At 72.5% G+C, this 18,647-nt stretch carries 17 protein-coding genes; 4 read left to right on the top strand and 13 right to left on the bottom strand.

The genetic code is table 11. From position 1 onward, the window contains the following. Window positions 1-8 precede the first annotated feature (8 nt). The 4 genes from DMB38_RS35820 to DMB38_RS35805 are packed head-to-tail and all read right to left on the bottom strand — an operon-like array spanning window position 9 to window position 5,689. Entirely contained in the window at window positions 9-1,001 is a 993-nt protein-coding gene (locus DMB38_RS35820; RefSeq protein WP_107086184.1) for an ABC transporter permease, read from the bottom strand. A 30-nt stretch (window positions 1,002-1,031) separates the two neighbouring features. Beyond that, window positions 1,032-3,005, bottom strand: coding sequence for an ABC transporter substrate-binding protein (locus DMB38_RS35815; protein WP_125938690.1), 1,974 nt, complete (start codon window positions 3,003-3,005; stop codon window positions 1,032-1,034). A gap of 18 nt (window positions 3,006-3,023) precedes the next feature. Further along, a complete protein-coding gene (locus tag DMB38_RS35810) occupies window positions 3,024-4,625 on the bottom strand; it encodes an FAD-dependent oxidoreductase (RefSeq protein ID WP_206337791.1) in 1,602 nt (533 codons plus the stop codon). Further along, entirely contained in the window at window positions 4,622-5,689 is a 1,068-nt protein-coding gene (locus DMB38_RS35805; RefSeq protein ID WP_125938689.1) for a LacI family DNA-binding transcriptional regulator, read from the bottom strand. Before DMB38_RS35805 ends, DMB38_RS35810 begins: the two co-directional genes overlap by 4 nt. A 220-nt stretch (window positions 5,690-5,909) precedes the next feature. Here DMB38_RS35805 and DMB38_RS35800 point away from each other — a divergent pair, with 220 nt between their 5' ends. Then, window positions 5,910-6,923, top strand: a complete 1,014-nt coding sequence (locus tag DMB38_RS35800; protein WP_125939491.1) for an acetylxylan esterase — start codon at window positions 5,910-5,912, stop codon at window positions 6,921-6,923. Between the two features lie 191 nt (window positions 6,924-7,114). Continuing rightward, a complete protein-coding gene (locus DMB38_RS35795) occupies window positions 7,115-9,115 on the top strand; it encodes a hypothetical protein (protein ID WP_125938688.1) in 2,001 nt (666 codons plus the stop codon). A gap of 12 nt (window positions 9,116-9,127) precedes the next feature. Here the strand turns inward: DMB38_RS35795 and DMB38_RS35790 are convergent, their stop codons facing one another. From DMB38_RS35790 to DMB38_RS35770, 5 genes are all read right to left on the bottom strand, one after another. Then, entirely contained in the window at window positions 9,128-10,426 is a 1,299-nt protein-coding gene (locus tag DMB38_RS35790; RefSeq protein ID WP_125938687.1) for a glutaminase, read from the bottom strand. Window positions 10,427-10,540: 114 nt separating this feature from the next. Beyond that, the gene (locus DMB38_RS35785) at window positions 10,541-11,194 is read right to left on the bottom strand and encodes an NAD(P)H-binding protein (RefSeq protein WP_125938686.1); all 654 of its coding nucleotides are present in this window, start codon (window positions 11,192-11,194) and stop codon (window positions 10,541-10,543) included. A 93-nt stretch (window positions 11,195-11,287) separates the two neighbouring features. Continuing rightward, on the bottom strand, window positions 11,288-11,710 hold the full coding sequence (locus DMB38_RS35780) for a (4Fe-4S)-binding protein (protein WP_125938685.1): 423 nt from the start codon (window positions 11,708-11,710) through the stop codon (window positions 11,288-11,290). Between the two features lie 29 nt (window positions 11,711-11,739). Beyond that, the gene (locus DMB38_RS35775; protein ID WP_125938684.1) at window positions 11,740-12,048 is read right to left on the bottom strand and encodes a GNAT family N-acetyltransferase; all 309 of its coding nucleotides are present in this window, start codon (window positions 12,046-12,048) and stop codon (window positions 11,740-11,742) included. Between the two features lie 136 nt (window positions 12,049-12,184). Beyond that, window positions 12,185-12,841, bottom strand: a complete 657-nt coding sequence (locus tag DMB38_RS35770; protein WP_125938683.1) for a hydrolase — start codon at window positions 12,839-12,841, stop codon at window positions 12,185-12,187. A 295-nt stretch (window positions 12,842-13,136) separates the two neighbouring features. On the opposite strand from DMB38_RS35770, the gene DMB38_RS35765 reads away from it, so the two are divergent. After that, on the top strand, window positions 13,137-13,604 hold the full coding sequence (locus DMB38_RS35765) for a MarR family winged helix-turn-helix transcriptional regulator (RefSeq protein WP_125938682.1): 468 nt from the start codon (window positions 13,137-13,139) through the stop codon (window positions 13,602-13,604). 58 nt (window positions 13,605-13,662) lie between these two features. On the opposite strand, the gene DMB38_RS35760 is transcribed toward DMB38_RS35765, so the two are convergent. From DMB38_RS35760 to DMB38_RS35745, 4 genes are all read right to left on the bottom strand, one after another. Next, a complete protein-coding gene (locus DMB38_RS35760; RefSeq protein ID WP_125938681.1) occupies window positions 13,663-14,220 on the bottom strand; it encodes a helix-turn-helix domain-containing protein in 558 nt (185 codons plus the stop codon). A gap of 3 nt (window positions 14,221-14,223) precedes the next feature. Then, a complete protein-coding gene (locus DMB38_RS35755; protein ID WP_125938680.1) occupies window positions 14,224-16,311 on the bottom strand; it encodes a helix-turn-helix transcriptional regulator in 2,088 nt (695 codons plus the stop codon). Between the two features lie 167 nt (window positions 16,312-16,478). After that, window positions 16,479-17,135, bottom strand: a complete 657-nt coding sequence (locus tag DMB38_RS35750) for a hypothetical protein (protein ID WP_125938679.1) — start codon at window positions 17,133-17,135, stop codon at window positions 16,479-16,481. A gap of 154 nt (window positions 17,136-17,289) precedes the next feature. Beyond that, entirely contained in the window at window positions 17,290-17,556 is a 267-nt protein-coding gene (locus tag DMB38_RS35745) for a hypothetical protein (RefSeq protein ID WP_125938678.1), read from the bottom strand. Between the two features lie 247 nt (window positions 17,557-17,803). Here DMB38_RS35745 and DMB38_RS35740 point away from each other — a divergent pair, with 247 nt between their 5' ends. After that, window positions 17,804-18,610 (top strand): RNA methyltransferase, encoded by an 807-nt coding sequence (locus DMB38_RS35740; RefSeq protein WP_125938677.1) that lies wholly within the window; start codon window positions 17,804-17,806, stop codon window positions 18,608-18,610. Window positions 18,611-18,647 lie beyond the last annotated feature (37 nt).

Genomic DNA, 18,647 nt, shown 5'->3' with positions numbered 1-18,647 from the left:
GTCGTCCCTCATCCCTGGGCCAGCCGGACCCGTGGGTCCAGCCAGGCCAGCAGTACGTCGGAGAGCAGGGTGCCGATCACGGTCAGCAGGCTGACGATGAGAATGATGGAGCTGGCCAGGTACATGTCCTGGCTGCGCAGCGCGCCCAGCAGCAGCGGCCCGGTGGTGGGCAGCGACAGCACCTGGGAGACGATGACCTCGCCGGAGACCAGCGCCGGCAGCACGTAGCCGACGTTGGAGACGAACGGGTTGAGCGCGACCCGCAGCGGATACTTCAGCACCAGCCTGCGCTCCGGCATGCCGCGCGCCCGGGCGGCGACGACGTACGGCTTGCGCAGTTCGTCCAGGAGGTTGGCGCGCAGCACCCGCACCAGGCCGGCGGTGCCCGCCGCGCCCAGTACCAGCACGGGCACCCACAGGTGGCTGAGGAGGTCGAGGAACTTGCCGAGGTTCCAGGCCGCGTCCTCGTACTCCGGCGAGTAGAGCCCTCCGACGCTCATCCCGAAGACGCTGTGGCCCAGGTACATCAGCACCAGCGCGATCATGAAGTTGGGGATGGCGAGGCCCAGGAACCCGACCGTGGTGGCCACGTAGTCGCCGACCGAGTACTGCCGCACCGCCGAGTACAGGCCGACGGGGAACGCCAGCAGCCAGGTCGCCAGGAGGGTCGAGACGGCGAGCACCACGGTGAGCGGCAGCCGGTCCATGACCAGGCTGGACACGGACTTGCCGTACTCGAAGGACTCCCCGAAGTCGCCGTGCAGCACGATCGCGGAGACCCACTTCCCGTACTGCTCGTAGACCGGCTCGCCGAGCCCGTAGCGCTCGCGCAGCGCGGACATCTGCGCCTCGTCCATCCGGTCGCCCTGGTTCTCCAGCCGGGCGGCGAGGGTGGTGAGGAAGTCGCCCGGGGGCAACTGGATGATGGCGAAGGCCACCACGGAGATCCCGAAGAGCGTGGGGATCATGTAGAGGCACCGACGTGCCAGGTAGCTCAACACTGCTCGACCGTCCCGTCAGCCGTGTGCCGGTTACGCGCCGATGGCGAACTGCTCGGGGTTCATGGCCCCCGGCATGGGGAACTTGGCGGCGAAGAAGCTCTTCTCGGGCACGTTGCGGAAGGTCTCGCCGACGACGCCGTAGCCGGGCAGCGGGGTGCTGATCCCGATGGTGTAGAACTGCTCCTTCGCGATGGCGAGGATCTGCTTCATCGTCGCCGCGCGCCGCTTCTCGTCCGTCTCGGCCGCGATCTCCTCGTGGTAGAGGCGGTACTGCTCCTTGGCATGGGCCGGCGGTTCCATGCCCTCCTGCCCTCCGGTGGCCAGCCAGGTGAACCACTCGGGGCAGAAGGCGTTGTTCTCGCCCCACTCCGGCATGAAGAAGGCGGGGGTGCTGACGGGGTCCAGGGCGCCGTCCCCGTCCCAGGCGAGCGCCTCGTGGCCGTTGCCCTGGATGAGCTGCATGCGCAGGGTCTCGTCCTCCGCCTGCACGCTCATCCGTACGCCGACGGCCTCCCACATGGGCTTGATGATCTCCAGCGCGTCGGCCAGCTCGGGCTTCCCGGCACCGGCGCTGACCAGGATGCGGAAGGAGAACGGCTCGCCGTCCGGGCCGCGCCGCGGCCCGTCGCCGTCCCGCCGCAGACCGGCCCGGTCGAGGTGCTCGTTCGCCTTGTCCGGGTCGTACTCGGTGTACTGCTTGGCCATCTCCTCGTCGAAGAAGCCGGAGTCGCGCGCGGGGGCGACCTGCCAGGGCTCACCCTGCCGGGCGTGCACCGCCTTGATGACCTTCCGGCGGTCGATGGCGTACGAGAGGCCGATGCGGAAGTCGCGGCTGCCGAAGACCTCCCGCTTCGCCTCGTCCTTGCAGGTGAGGTTGAGCATGATCGTCAGGGTGTTGAGCTTGTCCGACGCCAGGTCGAAGAAGCCGTAGTGCCCCTTGGTCCGGTCCCGGGCCAGCACCGGCTTGTTCTTGGTGGTGGTGACGTTGCGCTCGATCATGTCGATGTCGCCCCGGAGCACGTTGAGCAGCACCACTTCGGCGTCCTGGGCCATGGCGAAGTCGACGCCGTCGAGGTAGGGCAGTTGGTTGCCCTCCGGATCGACCTTGAAGTAGTAGGGGTTGCGGGTGAACCGCATGCGCGTGCCGCCGCCGATGGCGTCGTCGGGCAGCCAGGCGTGCAGCCGGGGCAGCCGCGGGTCCTTCCAGAGCATGCCCGCGTAGAGGGCGTCCTGGAGCAGTTCCATCGGGCCCGCGTAGTCCAGCTCCGTGGCCGCCTTCTCGGCGTCCGGGCTGAGGTCGGGGTGGAACCGGCCGAGGTAGTGCTTGGGCAGCCGGGTCAGCATGTCGTAGACCTCGTTCGCCATGCCCGTCAGATAGAGGGCGTTGGGCCCGGCGAAGGTGAACTCCACGGTGTAGGCGTCGATCTTCCGCAGCTTCGCCGGGCCGCCGCCGACGGTGTACTGGCCCGGCGTGTCCGGGATGATCTCCTTGTTCATGATCAGGTCCCGGAAGGCGAACTCGATGTCGTCCGCGGTGAACGGCTCGCCGTCGGACCACTTCAGGCCCTTGCGGAGCCTGAACGTCACCCGCGTGGCGTCCTCGCTCTCGCTGAACGACTCCGCGACGTTGGGGATGATCTTCTTCCAGTCGCGGTCCCAGCGGACCAGGTTCTCGTACGCGAAGGCGTAGCCGAGGCGGCCGGCGTCGCCCGCGCCGATGAGCGCGTTGCGCCAGGTGCCGCCGTAGGCCGCCACCCGGTCGACGGGGCGGACCACGAGCGGCTCCGCCGGCAGCCGCTTCGGCAGCGCGGGCAGCTTCCCCTCGTCGACCAGCCGCTGCAGCTCGGGCGCCTGCCCCTTGCCCTCGACCGGCCCCGTGTCCGCGCCGCCCGCCGGATCCGTGCTGAAGTCGCAGCCGTTCAGCGTGAGTCCGCCGACGGCCCCGGCCGCCACCAGTGACCCGCCGGCCATCAGCAGCCTTCTCCTGTCGATGCGTCCCGTCATCTTCTCGCTCCCTCGGGTTCAGTAACCGCGGATGTCGGGCCAGGCGATCTCGACGCCGTGGCCGGTCAACGCGCTCTGGTAGTCCGCGAGTCGGGCGGGCTGGGCGCGGACCTGGTGCGGGGTGGTGCGGTGGCGCAGGCAGTACGCGGCGAGCAGTCCCGCGGCCTCGCCGGCGTTCCACTCGACCGGGTGCAGCCGGTAGCAGCCGTTGGTGAGGTGGGTGGTGCCGATGTTCTTGGCGGCGGGCAGCAGGTTGCGCATCCGCTCGGGCAGCAGGGCGCCCAGCGGGATACGGAAGGGCGAGGAGGCCACGTCGATGTAGTTGTCGCCGCCGGTGGAGGGGTGCAGGTCGATGCGGTAGGAGCCGATGCCGACCGAGTCCTCGTACGCGACCGCCCCGCGCTCACCCCGTATCGCGAGGGAGACGTCCTGCTCCGTCACCGTGTACACGGCACGGATGCGCCGGGATTCGCGGATGTACGGGCCTTTGCACAGCCCGTCCGCGGTGCCCACGACGTCGCCGCGCAGCCGCAGTCCGGGCAGCCCGGTGCTCCCGTCGGGGCGCGGCATCTCCGTCTGCATCCAGTAGAGGAAGGAGAGGCTCATCTGCCGCGCGCCGGCCAGGTGGCGCGCGGCCGCCGCGGGCTCGACCTCGTACAGTGGCCCCTCGACGTAGTCGATCATCGGCCAGTTGACGATGACGACGTCGCCGGCGAGCGTGCCGTCCTCGAACGAGGAGCGGGCGAGGACGCGGCGGAAGGCCCACAGGTCGAGGTCGCCCGCCAGGCCCTGCAGGGCGGGTTCGCCCGGCGCGGGGTCGGGGATCAGCACGCGGGTCGCCGGCCGCAGCGTCTGCGGCTTGGGCGCGACCATGCTGAACATCCGGTCGGGCCAGTACGGGGGGCGGTAGTCGCGCCAGAAGCCGTAGTCGTCGGGCTTGTCGATGGTGTGGTCCTCGCCGGCCCTGTGCTCGACGGCGAAGCACCAGGAGGCGGCCTGCATGTTGAGCGGCTGCCGCCGCGCGGGGGCGCTGGGCTCCCCGGTGTCGGCCTGCGACTCGAACCCCGTGACGTACTCGGTGCCGGTGAGCGGCAGCAGCTCGCCGGTCTCCGTGGCGTCCAGGAAGTACGCGGCGGTCACCGTGACGTCCTCGCCGGAGCCGAGGTCGCGCAGCGTCACGCTGGTGACGGCGTCGCCGTCGGTGGTCGCGGCGACCGGGCGGTGGCCGAGCCGCAGGTCCAGCAGGCCGCTCGCCCGGTGCGGCGCGAGCATGGCCCGCAGCACGGCGTGCGCCGCGCTCGGCTCCGCGCACAGCGCGCTCACCCGGCCGGCGCCGGGGTTGAGGGCCGGTTGCCGGCGCGCCGCCGCCGACAGCGGGTACCAGTGCCGGTAGTAGTCGCGGATCCCGTCCCGGAGCCGGCGGTAACTCGCGGTGCAGCCGAACTGCTCGATCCAGGGGTGTTCGTCGGGCGGCGTGCCCTGGACGGTCAACTGGCCGCCGACCCAGTCGTACTCCTCGGTGAGGAGGACCCTGAGGCCCGAGCGGGCGGCTGCCAGGGCGGCGGCCACGCCGCCGAGCCCGCCCCCGACGACGGCTATGTCGGTGCGCAGCTCCGTCATGCCTCTCCTCCCGGAGCGCCCGCCGGGGCCACGGCGACGGTCTCCCCGCCGGGCGGCGTGCAGGAGAGGAGGATCTGGTCCTCGCGCGGCGCGTCGGGGGTGTCGAGCAGGCGCAGGAGCAGCCGCACGGCCTCGCGGCCGATCTCCCGGCGGGGGATCTCCACGCAGCTCCAGCCGGTCCCGGGGTACGGGCCCGTCTCCGTACCGCGGAGCACGACGAGCGAGAGCTGCCCGGGTATCGCCAGGTCGCGGGCGGCGGCGAAGCCGGCGATGCGGCCGGCGAACGACTCCTCCTCGGCGACGAACGCGGTCATCCCGGACGCCAGGGCGAGGTCGAACCACTCCTGTGTGAGGTCCTCGTCGTTCATCAGCACCGGGAGCTGCGGGATGCCGGCGTCCGCGCAGGCGGCGCGGTAGCCGGCCTCGCGGTCGACGACGGCCTCGACCCGGTGCGTGATGCCGAGGTAGCCGACCCGGCGGTGGCCCAGCGAGACCAGCCGGGCGACGGCGTCGCGGGTCGCCTCGGCGTAGTCGGCGCTGACCCAGGCGATGTCGGCGCCCGGCACGTCGCGGCGGCCGATGTGGACGAAGGGGTAGCCCTCCCGGCTGAGGCGGGCGAGGTCGGAGTGGTCGTGCGCGACGCCGAGCAGCACGCTGCCGTCGGCGACGTTGAGGCGGTTCGAGCCGTCGCTGTAGAGCTGACGCTGACCGTCGGGGCCCTCCGTGGAGGTGAACAGCACCAGGTCGTGGCCCTCGGCGACGGCCTGCTCCTCCACTCCGACCAGGAACTCGTGGTAGAAGTCGCGGCTGGCTATCGGGAAGACCGACTCGAAGGTGTGCACCCCGATCATCCGGTTGCGCTTGCCCTTGAGGCTGCGGGCGGCGGGATTGGCCGCGTAGCCGAGGTCGCGGACGGCCTGGCGGACCAGTTCCTCCGTCTCGACGGGTATCCGGTGGTCGGTGGCACGACCGTTCACGACGGCGGAGACGGTCGCCTGCGACACGCCCGCACGGCGGGCGACGTCTGCCTGGGTCGGTGCCCCGCGACGGCGTTTGACTGACAAAGGAACCCCTTGCTGTTACGTATCAGCAGCGGATTAGCAGGACTTGAGCCCCTCTTGCTGTTTCGTAGCAGCGACCATAGGAGCGGGGCATGACCCCGTCAACAGGCGGTGGCGAACGAATTTCCGGGAGGTTTCCCGGACTTGAGGACCGCGCCCCCGCCGGTGCGGATCGCCCGAGTACCTTGGGGCGAACGGCGGTGCGGGGCGGGAGGCGTGGGTGGTGGGGACGGACGGCGGCGGTCGCGGCCACCGCCCGCGCGGGCAGGCGGCCGGCCCGGCACACGACTTCCCCTTCGACCCCGCGTACGGCTACGACCTGGACCGGCTGCTCGCCGTGCCCGCCCCCGAAGCCCCCTCCGGCTTCGGGGAGTTCTGGCGCGCCCTGTACGCCGAGGCCCGTGGCACGCGGGTCGCGCCCCGGCTCCGCAGCCGCACGGCGACCACCGGTGGGGCGGAAGCGGTGGCGGTGCACGAGGTCGCGTACACCTCGCTCGGCGGGCGCCGCATCGGCGGCTGGGTGACGCTGCCGGCGGACGGGCAGGTGCGCCGGGGCTGCGTCGTGACGCACGGCTACGGCGGCCGGGAGGGCCCCGAGCCGGCGCTGCTGCCGCCGGGCACGGCGGCCATCTGGCCGTGCCTGCGCGGCCAGGGCGCACGCAGCCGGCAACCGGACCTGCCGTCAGACGCGGCCGCGCACGTCCTGCACGGCATCGGTTCCCGGCGGTCGTACGTGCACGGAGGCTGTGCCGCCGACGTGTGGTGCGCGGCGACGGCGCTCGCGGAACTCGTCCCCGCGTCGATGCGGCGGCTCACGTACGCGGGGGCGAGCTTCGGCGGCGGCATCGGGGCGCTGGCGCTGCCGTGGGACGACCGGTTCGCGGCCGCGGTGCTGACCGTGCCCAGTTTCGGCAACCATCCGCTGCGGCTGACGCTGCCGTGCACCGGGAGCGGCGAGTCGGTCCGGCGGCACCATGCCGCGCATCCGGAGGTCGCGGAGGTGCTGGCGTACTTCGACGCCGCCACCGCGGCGCGGCACATCGGCATTCCGGTCCACGTCGGAGCCGCGCTCTTCGACCCGGCCGTCCCGCCGCCGGGGCAGTTCGCCGTGCACAACGCCCTGCCGGGGCCGAAGGAGCTGCACGTGCTCACCGCGGGCCACTTCCCGCACCCCGGCGAGGCGGTGGAGGAAGCGGACCTCCTCGCCGCCCAGCGCCGGTTCCTGGCGCGGGCCTGACGCTCCGGCCGGAGAACCCTTCCCGAGCCGGGCGGGTTCGGCGCGCCCGCGCGGACGGCAGCCGTGTCCGGCGGCGCATATCGACGACGCCGTTCCGATTTCACGTGCGGCAGGGGTTGACGCATTGCACATGATGACTGAAGCATGCGCATCGTGAATTTCTCTTGCAGAACAGCAAGTTGGAGGCACGTATGAAGGTCCAGGCACTCATCGCCGCCGGGGTCCTCTGCCTCGGCACCCTCCCGGCGACCGCCGTCGCCGCGACGGCCGAGCCGCCGGCTGTCAGCGGCCTCGCGCCCGGCGATCCGCGGGCCGATCAGCCGGTGCTGCTGAACCAGAGCGGGTTCGGTCTGGGCGAGCCGAAGCGGTTCACCGCCCCGCGGGCCGAGGACGGCGCCGCCTTCACGGTCAGCGACGCGTCCGGAATGGTCAGGTACCGGGGCGAGGTCACCGGCGGCGTCGGGGACTTCACCGGGTTCGACCCCCGCGACACCGGGGACTTCGTCGTCACCGTCAAGGGCGCGGCGGGCACGGGCACGTCGGTGCCGTTCGGCATCGGGGCGTACTGGATCGACCGGGTCTCGTACGGCAGGGCCATCGAGTTCATGTCGGGCAGCCGCTGCTACTTCGGCGACTTCACCCGCAAGGCGGAAGGGCCGGGACTGATCAGCGACGAGTACGGCCATCGCGCGTGCATGAAGGCGGTGACCTGGCGGGACGGAGCCCAGTACTCGAAGGAGATCCAGACGCTCGTCGACCTCTACCTGGCCAACCCGAGCGCGTTCGAGCAGATCACCGTGGACGACGCGGTCTACAAGGGACTTCCGGTGACGCTTCCCGACGGCACGCCGGAGATCGTGCGGCTCATCCACTGGGGAGTCGAACTGCTCCTCGAAGCGGACGTCACCGATCCGCAGTTGAAGGAGCAGCTCGCGGCCTTCGCCTACGCCTATCCGCAGCTCGCCGAGTGGATACCGGCCGGCGTCTACGAGCGCACCCTCGACCACCTCTTCGCCACCTGGGGGGACCCCGCCCGCGACCGCTACTACTGGCAGGCGTTCACCCCGCACACCGGCGACCTCTTCCAGACGTACACCCAGGTCGGCACCGGCAAGGGCGAACTCGCGCCGGGCCACTCGGTGTGGCCGAACCTGATGATGTACGAGGTCGCGCAGCGGGAGGGCCGCGACGACGCGGAGCGGTACCTGCGTGCCGCGCAGGACCAGGCCGCCTGGCTGATCGAGAACCTCGACGTCGGCGACCCGCGGACCACCAAGGGGCAGCGGCAGAGCGAACACGTGCTGATCACGGGCCTCGTGCAGTTCGCCGAGACGTACCCCGACCGGGCGCCCGCCGGGATCGAGGACTTCGTCCGCGACTGGGCGCGGACCGTGACCGGCCGCTCGGACAACCTCTGGGACTTCCGCCGCTACTCCGACGACCGCTGGACCATCCCCGCCTTCACGGGCGGCGGCGCCGACGACCCCAACGAGACCGGCAACGTGGCCGGCTTCGCCGCGCCGGCGCTCGCCGCGGCCCGGCTGCTCGGCGACGACCCGCTGGCCGGGCGGTTGCGCGAGATCGCGGCGGCGCACGTCGACAACATCTTCGGCCGCAACCCCACCGGGCGGCACGCCTCGTACGACGCGCCCAGCGGCACCGCCGGCTTCGAGGGCGTGGAGCGCGGCTGGTTCTCCGAGTACCGCGGCGGTGCGGGACTGCTCGAGGATCTGCCCGGCGTCCTCGACGGCAGCCCCAAGAACGGCCACTACCCCTTCGACCCGGACCAGGGGAACATCGGCCACACCGAGGGCTGGGTGGCGTTCAACAGCGCCTGGAACGCCTCACTCGCCTGGCGCGCCGCCGATCAGACCGGCATCGAGGTCCGTACCCTCGGTGGCGCCGCCGCCCGGGTGGTGCCCCGGCACGCGAAGGTGACGGTGGAGCTGCGGGCACCGCTGAACCTGGACGCGGCCTCCGCCGACCGCGGCTCGGTCGAGGTGCGGGTGGGTGATCGGGCCGCCGCGCCGCTGACCGTGACGCAGGCCGGGCGGAACGCGAGGACGTTCCGCGCGACCCTCGACCTGAGCGCGGTGGACGGGGGCCACGGCGACAGGATCACGGTCTCGTACGGGCACGGGCCCTTCGCGGTCTCGTACGCCTTCACCGCGGTCGGCGGCCCCGTCGGCTGATCCCCGGGGCGTTCAGCGCCGGGTTGCCCTGTGCGGTGGAATCACCGCCTGGTCCACGGTGCCCACGACGGTGACCCGGCCGCCGTCTCCGGGGTCGGGGTCCGGCATGACCGATTCCGGGTCGACGAGGTAGACCTCGTGACCGTCCAGCGTGAGCCGGCGCACGATCTCCAGCAGCATGCGCCGGGCCACGTCATCGATCGAGTGGACCCTCGTGAGGTCCAGGGCCACCCCGGCCTCCGCGGGTGGCGAGTCCACGGTCTCCCTGACGACTCGCTCCGCTCCGGAGAAGCCGATCCCGCCCTGCAGTTGGAGGACCCGGACCGCGCTCGGGCCGCTGCCGGCGACGTGGCTGGACCGTACGACCGCACGCGCCGGGGGCGGGACCTGCATCACGTGCATGCCCATGTCGGAGGAGAAGCGTTCGAAGAGCGACACCCCGCGCACGCTGTTCCCGTGCCGGTCCAGTCGCGGCGAGAAGGTGGCGATGCCGATCTGGCCGGGGAGCGCGCCGATCAGGCCCCCGGCCACGCCGCTCTTCGCCGGAATGCCGACCTGGGTCGCCCAGTCACCGGCCGCGTCGTACATCCCGCAGGTGAACATGACGCTCAGCACCTGCCGCACCACCGGTTCGCTCACCACCTGCTCACCCGAGAGGGGGTTCACGCCGCGGTTGGCCAGCGTCGCCGCCATCATGGCCAGGTCCCGCGCGGTGACGAGCACGGCGCACTGGCGGGTGTAGCCGTCGACGACGGCGTCCGGGTCCTCGGTCAGGACGCCGTGGCTGCGGAGCATGTGGGCGATGGCGAGGTTGCGGTGCGCGTGCTCCATCTCCGACACGCACACCGCCTCGTCGATCCGCAGCCGACGGCCGGCGAACGCCGAAAGCCCCCTGACCACGCGCTCCACGCGCGCCGCCGGATCCAGGTCCTCCTCGCCGGCCAGCGCGTGGGTGGTGATCGCACCGGCGTTGATCATGGGATTGAGCGGGCGCCCGGTATCGCTTTCGAGGGAGATCTGGTTGAAAGCCTCACCCGACGGCTCGACGCCGACCTTGGCGAGCACCGGGTCGAAGCCGCGGTCGGCCAGTGCCAGCGCGTACGTGAACGGCTTGGAGATCGACTGGATCGTGAACTCGGTATCGACATCGCCGGCACCGTAGACCTTGCCGTCGACGGTGGCGAAGACCGCGCCGAGGCGCTCGGGGTCCGCCGCCGCGAGTTCGGGGATGTATCCCGCCTGCACTCCGGAGGTGTCCGGCTCGACGTCTCCGAGTGCCTCGGTCAGATAGTCGGGAATGACTGACCGCATGCGTGCTCCTCCGTGCCGATGGGGAAATTCTCCGCCGTGACCTCGCGGCGTCTCACCGAATCACCACGCCGCTCCGCGCGCCACGCCTCACCTCCGCGTGGGAGGGCCGCCTGGTCAGCGGACATTCGCCCGGACCGCGTCTTCGATCGGCGTGGAACCCTCGTTGAGTTCGAGGATCTGCCGGCCGATACGGGGCTCGTGGAGCAGTTCGGCCAGGGTGGCGGCGACGTCGTCGCGGCTGATCCGGCCGTGGAACTCCGCAGGGCCGAGGGACACGGCGCCGGTTCCCGGGCCGTCGACGAGCAGGGACGGACGGAGAATCAGCCAGTTCAGCCCACTGCGGCTGAGCGCGATGTCCGCTTCCTTCTTGACGGCGAAGTAGTACTCGACCTCCTCGCCGAGGTCACGTTCCCGCCAGGATTCCGGGAGTACGGAGACCAGGGCGAAGCGCTCGACACCGGCCAGGCGCGCCGCCGCGATCGCCTTCGCCACCCCGTCGCCGTCGACGGCCTTCGTGACCTCCCTGCTGCCGCCGTTCGATCCGGCGCTGAAGACGATCGCGTCGGCACCGCGGAACGCCGCCGCCAGTTCGTCCACGGTCATGGTGGAGAGATCGCCGACTCGTGCGTCGATGTCCTGAGTCGCCAGTTCGGCTCGCTGGTCGTCCCGGCGGACGAGCCCGCGTACGGTGTCGCCTCGCGTGCGCAGTCTCCGCGCGAGCAGACGGCCGACGCCGCCGGTGATGCCGATGAGGAAAAGGTCTGCCATGGATGCTCCGTCCGGGTCGGTCCTGCGGGCTTTTCCGGCCACCGGCAGCCCGGCTCCTGGTCGTTCCGGGTACGTGCGTGTGGACGGGCGGGGTCAGTCCGTTGCCCTCCGGCCGCAGCGACCCCCGTGGTCGCAGTAGGGCTGATGAGCGCTCTGCCCGCAGCCACAGAGAACGGCCCTCGTCTCCGCCCGCGGGCCCGCCGCGGTGTCCAGGCTCAGCTCGCCGCGTACGAGGACCTGCCCGACGGAGTTGCGCGCGACGTGCGTGGGCCGGTCCGGGGCCTCCGCGTCTCCGTCCACCAGGTCGTACTGCAGCGCGCCCGAGGGACAGCGCCGCACCACTTCGGCCAGGCGCTCGGCCGCGGCGCCGTCCGGCCGGATCCACGGACGCGCGTCCGGGTCGAAGACCTGCGGCAGACCGTTGACGCATTCCGCGGCGTGCAGGCAGCGCCCGGCCTCGAAGGTCACGGTGATCGACTCGCCCTCGTAGGCCCTCTTCTGGGTCTTGCTGCTCATGCCGCCTCCCTCGTTGCCATGCCCGGTGCTCAGTCGCTGACCCTGCTGCGGGACTGATACAGCAGGTCCTTGTACTCGGGGTGGCGGGCGATCCACCCGGCGAAGAACGGGCAGGTGGCCAGCACCCGCAGGTTCGCGGCACGCGCCTCGTCGAGGGCGGTGCGCGCCAGCGCCGACCCGACACCCCTGCCCTCGTACTCCGGTGGGACCTCGGTGTGCACGAACGCGATGAGTTCCGGCGTACGGATGTAGGCCGCGACGCCCGCCACCTCGGACTCCCCGTCGACCCGGGCCTCGTACCGGTTGGCGCCGGGAGCGTCACTCACTTCCACTGACACGTGTTCCTCCATGTTCGTTCCGCGCGGGCGGTGGCCCGCGCCGGGCCCGCATCCAGTTGATGCATCAACTTGCAGCACAAGCGAGTGTAACGCCCGCCGGCTCCCTCGCGCGTCGGCGACAGCCTCCGCGCAGACGTCAGCCCTCGCTGCCGGTGGGCGTGGCGAGGAGCTGAAGCTCCCAGGCGAAGGCCACGCCGCTGGCACCGCCGTGCTGCGCCTGGACCTCGGCGGCACCCGCGATGGTCTTCTCGCGGGCCCAGTCGCGCTGCCACTCTCCCATCACGGCCAGCCAGGTGATCGGCACCACGCCCGCCTGGACCATGCGGCGCACGGCCATGTCGTGCGCCTCCTTCGAGACGCCGCCCGAGGCGTCGGTGACGACGAAGACCTCGAAGCCCTCGCCCGCGGCCTGTATGGCGGGCATCGCCACGCAGATCTCCGTCCAGAGCCCGGCGATGATCAGCTTCTTGCGCCCGGTCGCCTTGACGGCGTCCACCACGCGCTCGTCCTGCCAGGTGTTGATGAAGGTCCTGTTGATCGGCTTCTGCTCGGGGAACACGTCCTGCACACCCCGGAGGAGAAGGCCGCCGCGCTCCTCCAGCACGGTGGTGAGAATGGCCGGGACGTCGAACACCTTCGCGGCCTTGGCGAGGCCGACGACGTTGTTGACGACCATCGTCGGCTCGTGGCTGTTCAGGTTTGCGAACTGGAACGGCTGGTGGTCGATGAGCACGAGGACGCTCTCCTCGGGCGTCAGCAGTGCGTCGATTCCGGCCTTGTTCTCGGTGCTCATGGGAGTCCCCTTCCGAAGCTGCGCGTTCGCGGACGTCAGACAGAGCGGGGGCCTACCGGATGGCAGCCTCCCGCGCATGTAGTTGACGCGTCATCTACGTTAGGGACTGATCGTTGAGCCGTCAACTAGACGCCTGAGAAGCCCACTTGCCGACCCTCGCCCGGGCGCGGAAAGTTACCGAGGCGAACTGCAAGATGCCGGCGCTCGCGGCGCTCCGGACGTCCTGGACGCCGAGGCGAAATCGGCCGTGTCCGCCGGATGGAAGACCCATCGGCGGCCTCGTTACGCTCCCCCCATGGACGCAACGCCTCGCTGGCTGACCCCGGAGCAGACCGCCGCCTGGGAGAGTTTCATCCGGATGCAGGAGAAGCTCATCGGACGGCTCTCCCGCCGGGTACAGGCCGACTCCGGCATGTCCGCCGCCGACTACACCGTGCTGGTCAAGCTCACCGAGAGCGGCGAGGGGCGGATGCGCTTCATGGACCTGACGAAGCTGGTGGAGTGGGAGAAGAGCCGTATGTCCCACCAGGTCGCACGGATGATGAAACGCGGCCTGGTGAGCAAGGAGGACTGTCCCGACGACGGACGCGGGGCGTTCATCGTCGCCACTCCCGCAGGCTACGAGGCGATCGAGGAAGCCGCACCGCTCCACGTCGCACACGTCCGCCGGCTCTTCATCAACGCCCTCACCGAGGAGGAACTCGCCACGCTCGCCCGGATCTCGGACCGCCTCCTCGCCCATATGGAGAAGCAGCCCGACTGACGGACCGGACCGCCGGCTGCCGGCTGCCGGCTGCCGCCGACGAGGCGGAAGGCTCGGCTCAGCTCAGGTCGACGTCGAGGTGGTCGATGTCGGTGACCGTCACCTCCAGGCCCGCCGCTCGGCGGCCGCGGTCCTGGAAGTACGCGTGCCCCAGGCCCGCACCGAGGAGGTCGCGCAGTTCGGCCTCGTCGGCGCCCGCGGCGTGCTGGGCGAGGAGCCGCGCGGTGATGTCCGGGGGGAGCAGCTCGGTGATGCGCCGCATGCGGGGATCGTCGGTGGAGCCGGGGGCGGCGGTGAAGCCGAACCGGGCGCGGGTCTCCACGATGGCGCCGCGCTGGGCGGCCTGCCGGATCGCGCGGGCCCGTACGCGGGGCTGCCAGCTCTTGCGGACCTCACGCTCCAGCGCCGCGGCCAGGCGCGGGGTGGGGCGCTTGGCCTGCCCGGCGAGGTAGCGCTCGACCTGGCGCCGGGAGCAGCCGAGGCGCTGCGCGGCGCGGCGGGTGGAGCCCCGCTCGGCGCGTACCAGGAACCGCATCCGGGCCTGCGGGCTCACCGGGATGGGGCGGGTCGCGGTGGCCTGAAGCGCCGCTTCGAGGGACTCGCCGATCGTCGCCACCGCTCACTCCTCCCCGTCGCGGGTGGGGTCGTCCTTGATGTGCCGGGCCGGGTTGTAGTGCTCTTCGATGACCTCGGCGGCCCACCACAGGTCCCGTACGCCTTCGAGCTTGGTCATGCCGGGGCTGACGCCCAGGCGGAAGACGCCGGGGGCCGGCCTGCCGTCGGGGGTACGGGGCAGCAGGTCCAGCGGCGACGGGGTGGGGGCGGGGTAGACGACGCAGTCGGAGAGGACCGCGACCGGGTAGCGGCCGTGGGCGGCCATCTTGAGCATCTTGCGGTGCATGTTGACCCGGGCGGTGGCGATGACCGCGGCCCGGATGTCCGGCCGCCAGGTCGGCCGTTCCAGGGCGGGCCACCGCTGGTTCGTACGGAACCTCGCCTTGCCCTGGGCGCGTTCGCGGAGCTTGCCGATGCCGCCCTTGACGGTCGCCTTGATCGCGGACAGGACCGCGGCGGCGGCCGGGTCGACGCTCTTGTGGCCGGCCATCGCGGCCAGGTAGGCGGCTTCGGTGAGGTCCTTGGTCACGCCGAGGTCGGCCATCGTGGCCAGGTACGCGTCGCGCAGCCGCTCGTACCACGGGTCCAGGTACGCGCCCGCCTCCGGGCGCAGCCACGCCTCCAGCGGCGCGACGTCGTGGCCGAGTTCGACGGCGTAGGCGACGGTGGGCGTGGCGTACCAGGCGGGGCCGGAGGGCCGGTCGCCGCCGGGGGAGAACGGCGACGGCAGGCGGGGGTCCAGCTCGACGTGGGAGAGGTCGACGTACCAGGCCCCGGGGACCTTCTTGTCGAAGCGGGGCCCGTCGGTGTGGACCGGGGCGCCCAGGCCAACCGTCAGCCGGTTCGCCGCCGCGGCGAACGCCATGTTGACGTCCAGGCCGAGCACGTACGGCAGCGCGCACTCGGCGTCGGTGAACCCGCCGGGGCGTACCCAGTCGTACGCCTCCTCGTCCAGCTCCTGCCCCGCGGGGCGGCCTTCGGCGACCGGATGCTCCTCCGGGGCCTCCGGCGGGGCGGGATCGACCGGGGCGGTGAGCGATCCTGGTACGGGTCCCGAGGTCCAGGCGGCACCGTCGCGGACGGGGCGGGTCGGCGGGCGCAGCGCGGTCATCAGCTCCAGACCGGTGACCGCGGTGGAGCCGCGGGGCGTGAGCACCCGGGCCGCGTACGTGCCGAGCATCCGCGCCAGCTCGCCGGGGGGCACCTGGCCTGCGCCGGGCCAGGCGCGGTCCTCCAGCGCGTCCCAGCCGAGGACGGCGAGTTGCACGCAGCGGCGGCGGCCGTGCTCGGCGGAGCGGTAGATCCGCGGCCAGGGGCCGAACCCGCGGCGGGTCAGCTTCCAGCCGGCGGCCAGGATCTCGCGCACCACCGGGTGGTCCTCCGCGAGGCGCATCCCGTCGTCGAAGGCGCGGTTCTCCAGCCGGGGCGGCAACCCGAGCCGCTCGGCGGCGGCTTCGGTGAGCACGACCAGGGGGTCGGCGTCCTGCCCGTGCCGGTGCAGGCGCTCGGCGCCGAGCCCGGCCCGCAGAGCCCAGTCGACCAGTTCCGCGACCGAGCCGGCGGGGCAGGGTGCCGTGCGGCCGTCGGCGAGGTGGGCGAGGCCGGCGCCGTCGAGCACCGCCAGCGGGCCGGCCGGGTAGCGCCCCTCCCCCGCCGGCGCGGCGCTGGGCGCGGGCTTCCGTACGGACGGCCGCGTCCGCGGCGCCGCAGCCGCGGAGTCCGCGGGCCGGGGAGGCGCCGGGACGGTCCGGCGTGCCGGGGGCGCGGCGGGAGACTCGGGTGCGGCCGGCACGTCGGGAGCGGGTGGCGGCGGGTACAGCTCGGTGAGCCGGTCCAGGAGCCGGGCGTAGGCGTCGCGTTCGGGCGGGCGCGGTTCCGTACGGCGGCCGGGATCATCGCTCTCCCAGGCGCCCACCGTCGCCCGCCGTACGCCCAGCGCGTCGGCGACCTCCTGCTGCGTCAGACCGTGCGCCATCCGCAGCCGGCGCCGCTCCCCCGGCGGTGGCAGCACCCGCGACCGCGCCACCAGCGCGTCCACCGCGTCGAAGCGGGCCTTGTCTCCCTCACTCACGCCCGGCAGCGTACGCCACATGTGCGGTTCGGCGAACGAACGCCGTCCCCCCGGCGGCCGATGCGGCGGACACCGGTGCGGCGCCCGTCAGGGGCGGCAGTGTTCGTACGCCCCGACCTGCTCCCGGACCGCGCGCAGGCCGCGCGTCCCGGCACTCGGCATGGGCGGACGGACGGCCTGACCGGCCGTCACGGGCCGGCCGGACTCCGGGGAGCCGCCGCCTCGCCGGCCGCCTGCGCGATGTCCTCCCTGGCGTGGCCCATCAGATCGGCTACGGGGCCGGTGAGCGACCGGCGCAGCCAGCCGGCGATGGCGAGAGCCAGCACCGCGGCGCGCTCCACCTTCCCGTCCGTGAGGGCCGCCTCGACCCGGTACCCCAGATCGGAGAGGGTCTCCGAGTCGGTCTGCGGCACGAGGACGTCGCGCAGACCTTCCGGATACGGCTCCCGGGTGCGGGCTGCCCGCAGGGCTTCGAGCACCTCCGGCGCGTCGCCGTACCGGTCCAGAAGGCCGAGGAAGACGTAGATGCGTGCCGTCAGGCGGGGACGGCCGGGGAAGGTGTCCAGCCATCTGATCAGGTCGGCTTCGCTGCCGAGGTGTGCGATGACGTCCTGGAGCGCCGCCTTCAGCTTGTAGGGCAGGTCCCAGCCGTGGGGCAGCAGCTCCGCCACTTCCCGGGCGAGTGCGGCCTCGTCGTGCGCGCCGAGTGTGCCTTCGCCGAGGCCGCGTACCTTCACCGGGTCGAGCACGAGTTCTTCCGGGCGCGCCGGGGCGGCTGCGGAGGGGCGGGCGTCGTGGCGATGGATGAGCCGGCCGCCTGCCCTGCGGAGCAGCTTCTCGTGCACGACATCTCCTCGCTGCCGGTGGCCGCGGGTACGGGTACCGGGACGGATGCTCCTTTCCATGATGCGTGCGCACCGTGTGATCGGCGACTCGGTCTCCCGGCGGGGCGCGGCCCCCGGCGCCGGGCGGGCGCCGGGGGCCGCTCGGTGGGAGGGGCTATCCGGCGGAGTGCCAGTCGCCGCTCTCGTCGTCGATGTCGTCCTCCGTCAGCGCGACGACCGACACCGAGCCGTCGTCGTGCATCCGCAGGTCCACGCCGTACGGCAGCTCGTCACCGCCCCTGCCCTCGGCGGCGGTCGTGGTCGCCGCGTACGCGGGGGCCTCGGCGGGCGCGGCCGAGGCCGCGGGGGCGGCGGCCAGCGCGGTGAAGCCGAGCAGCGCCGCCGACGACAGCGCGGCGGCGAGAGCACCAGTCCTGCGCATGAATCCTCCTGGATCCGGAGGGCGGCCCGGTGCCGCCCTGGCTGAATCAAGAAGAACAAGGGCCCGCGTTCAGCCGGATAAGCGTTCCGGCCGGGAAAGCGGATGCCCGCTTATTCCTCTGCAATCCGCTGTGAAGAGGCAGGTGAGAGGGCCGGATTCCGGCGCGGGACTTTCCTCGTGAGGCCGTTTTGGCGCCTCCCGCCCGCTTCGGTACCCTCACCCGGACCCGCGACCACGAAAGAGCGTCATGACCGACACCATCAGCAGCGCCGCCAACCCGCTCGCGAAGCGGGTGAAGCTGCTCGCGGGCCGTAAGCACCGGCGGCGTGAGGGGGCGTTCGTCGTCGAGGGGCTGCAGCCGGTGTGGTCCGCCGTCGAGGCGGGGTGGGAGGTCGAGACGCTGCTCGTCGCGCCCGGGTTGCTCACGCATCAGGCGGCGCTGCGCATGGTGGAGGAGCAGGAGCGGGCGGGTGTGGCCGTGGCCCGGCTGGACGCGGAGCTGTTCCGGCGGCTCGTCGACCGCGACGGGCCCAGCGGCATCGCCGCCGTCCTGCGCAGCCGGGACAGCGGGCTGGACAGCCTGAGCGCGCGGCCCGGGTCGGTCTTCGTCGCCCTGGACCGCATCGCCAACCCGGGCAACCTCGGCACGATCATCCGCACCGCGGACGCGGTGGGCGGGGCCGGGGTGATCCTGATCGGGGACACCGTGGACCCGTACGCTCCGGCGGCCGTCAAGGCCAGCATGGGATCGCTGTTCGCCGTCGACGTCGTGCACGCCCCCGACGCCGGGGAGTTCTTCTCCTGGGCCGAGGAGCAGGGTGTCGCCGTGGTGGCCACGTCGGGTTCCGCGGACGAGGACCACTGGAGCGCCGCGTACGATCCCCCGCTCGCGTTCCTGCTCGGCAGCGAGCGGGAGGGACTGCCGGAGGACCTGCTGGCCCGGGCGTCCCGGCGGGTGCGCATTCCCATGGTGGGCACGGTCGACTCGCTGAACATCGGGGTGGCCGCGTCGATCATGCTGTACGAGGCCCGCAGGTACGGCGGGAACGGGTGAGCGCGGACGCCGCGGGCCGGCCGCCGCCCGGGCCGGT

Source organism: Streptomyces sp. WAC 06738, from assembly GCF_003945505.1.
Taxonomy (GTDB): domain Bacteria; phylum Actinomycetota; class Actinomycetes; order Streptomycetales; family Streptomycetaceae; genus Streptomyces.
Note: the sequence above shows the minus strand (reverse complement) of the source record. Positions and strands in the feature narration are given on the sequence as shown.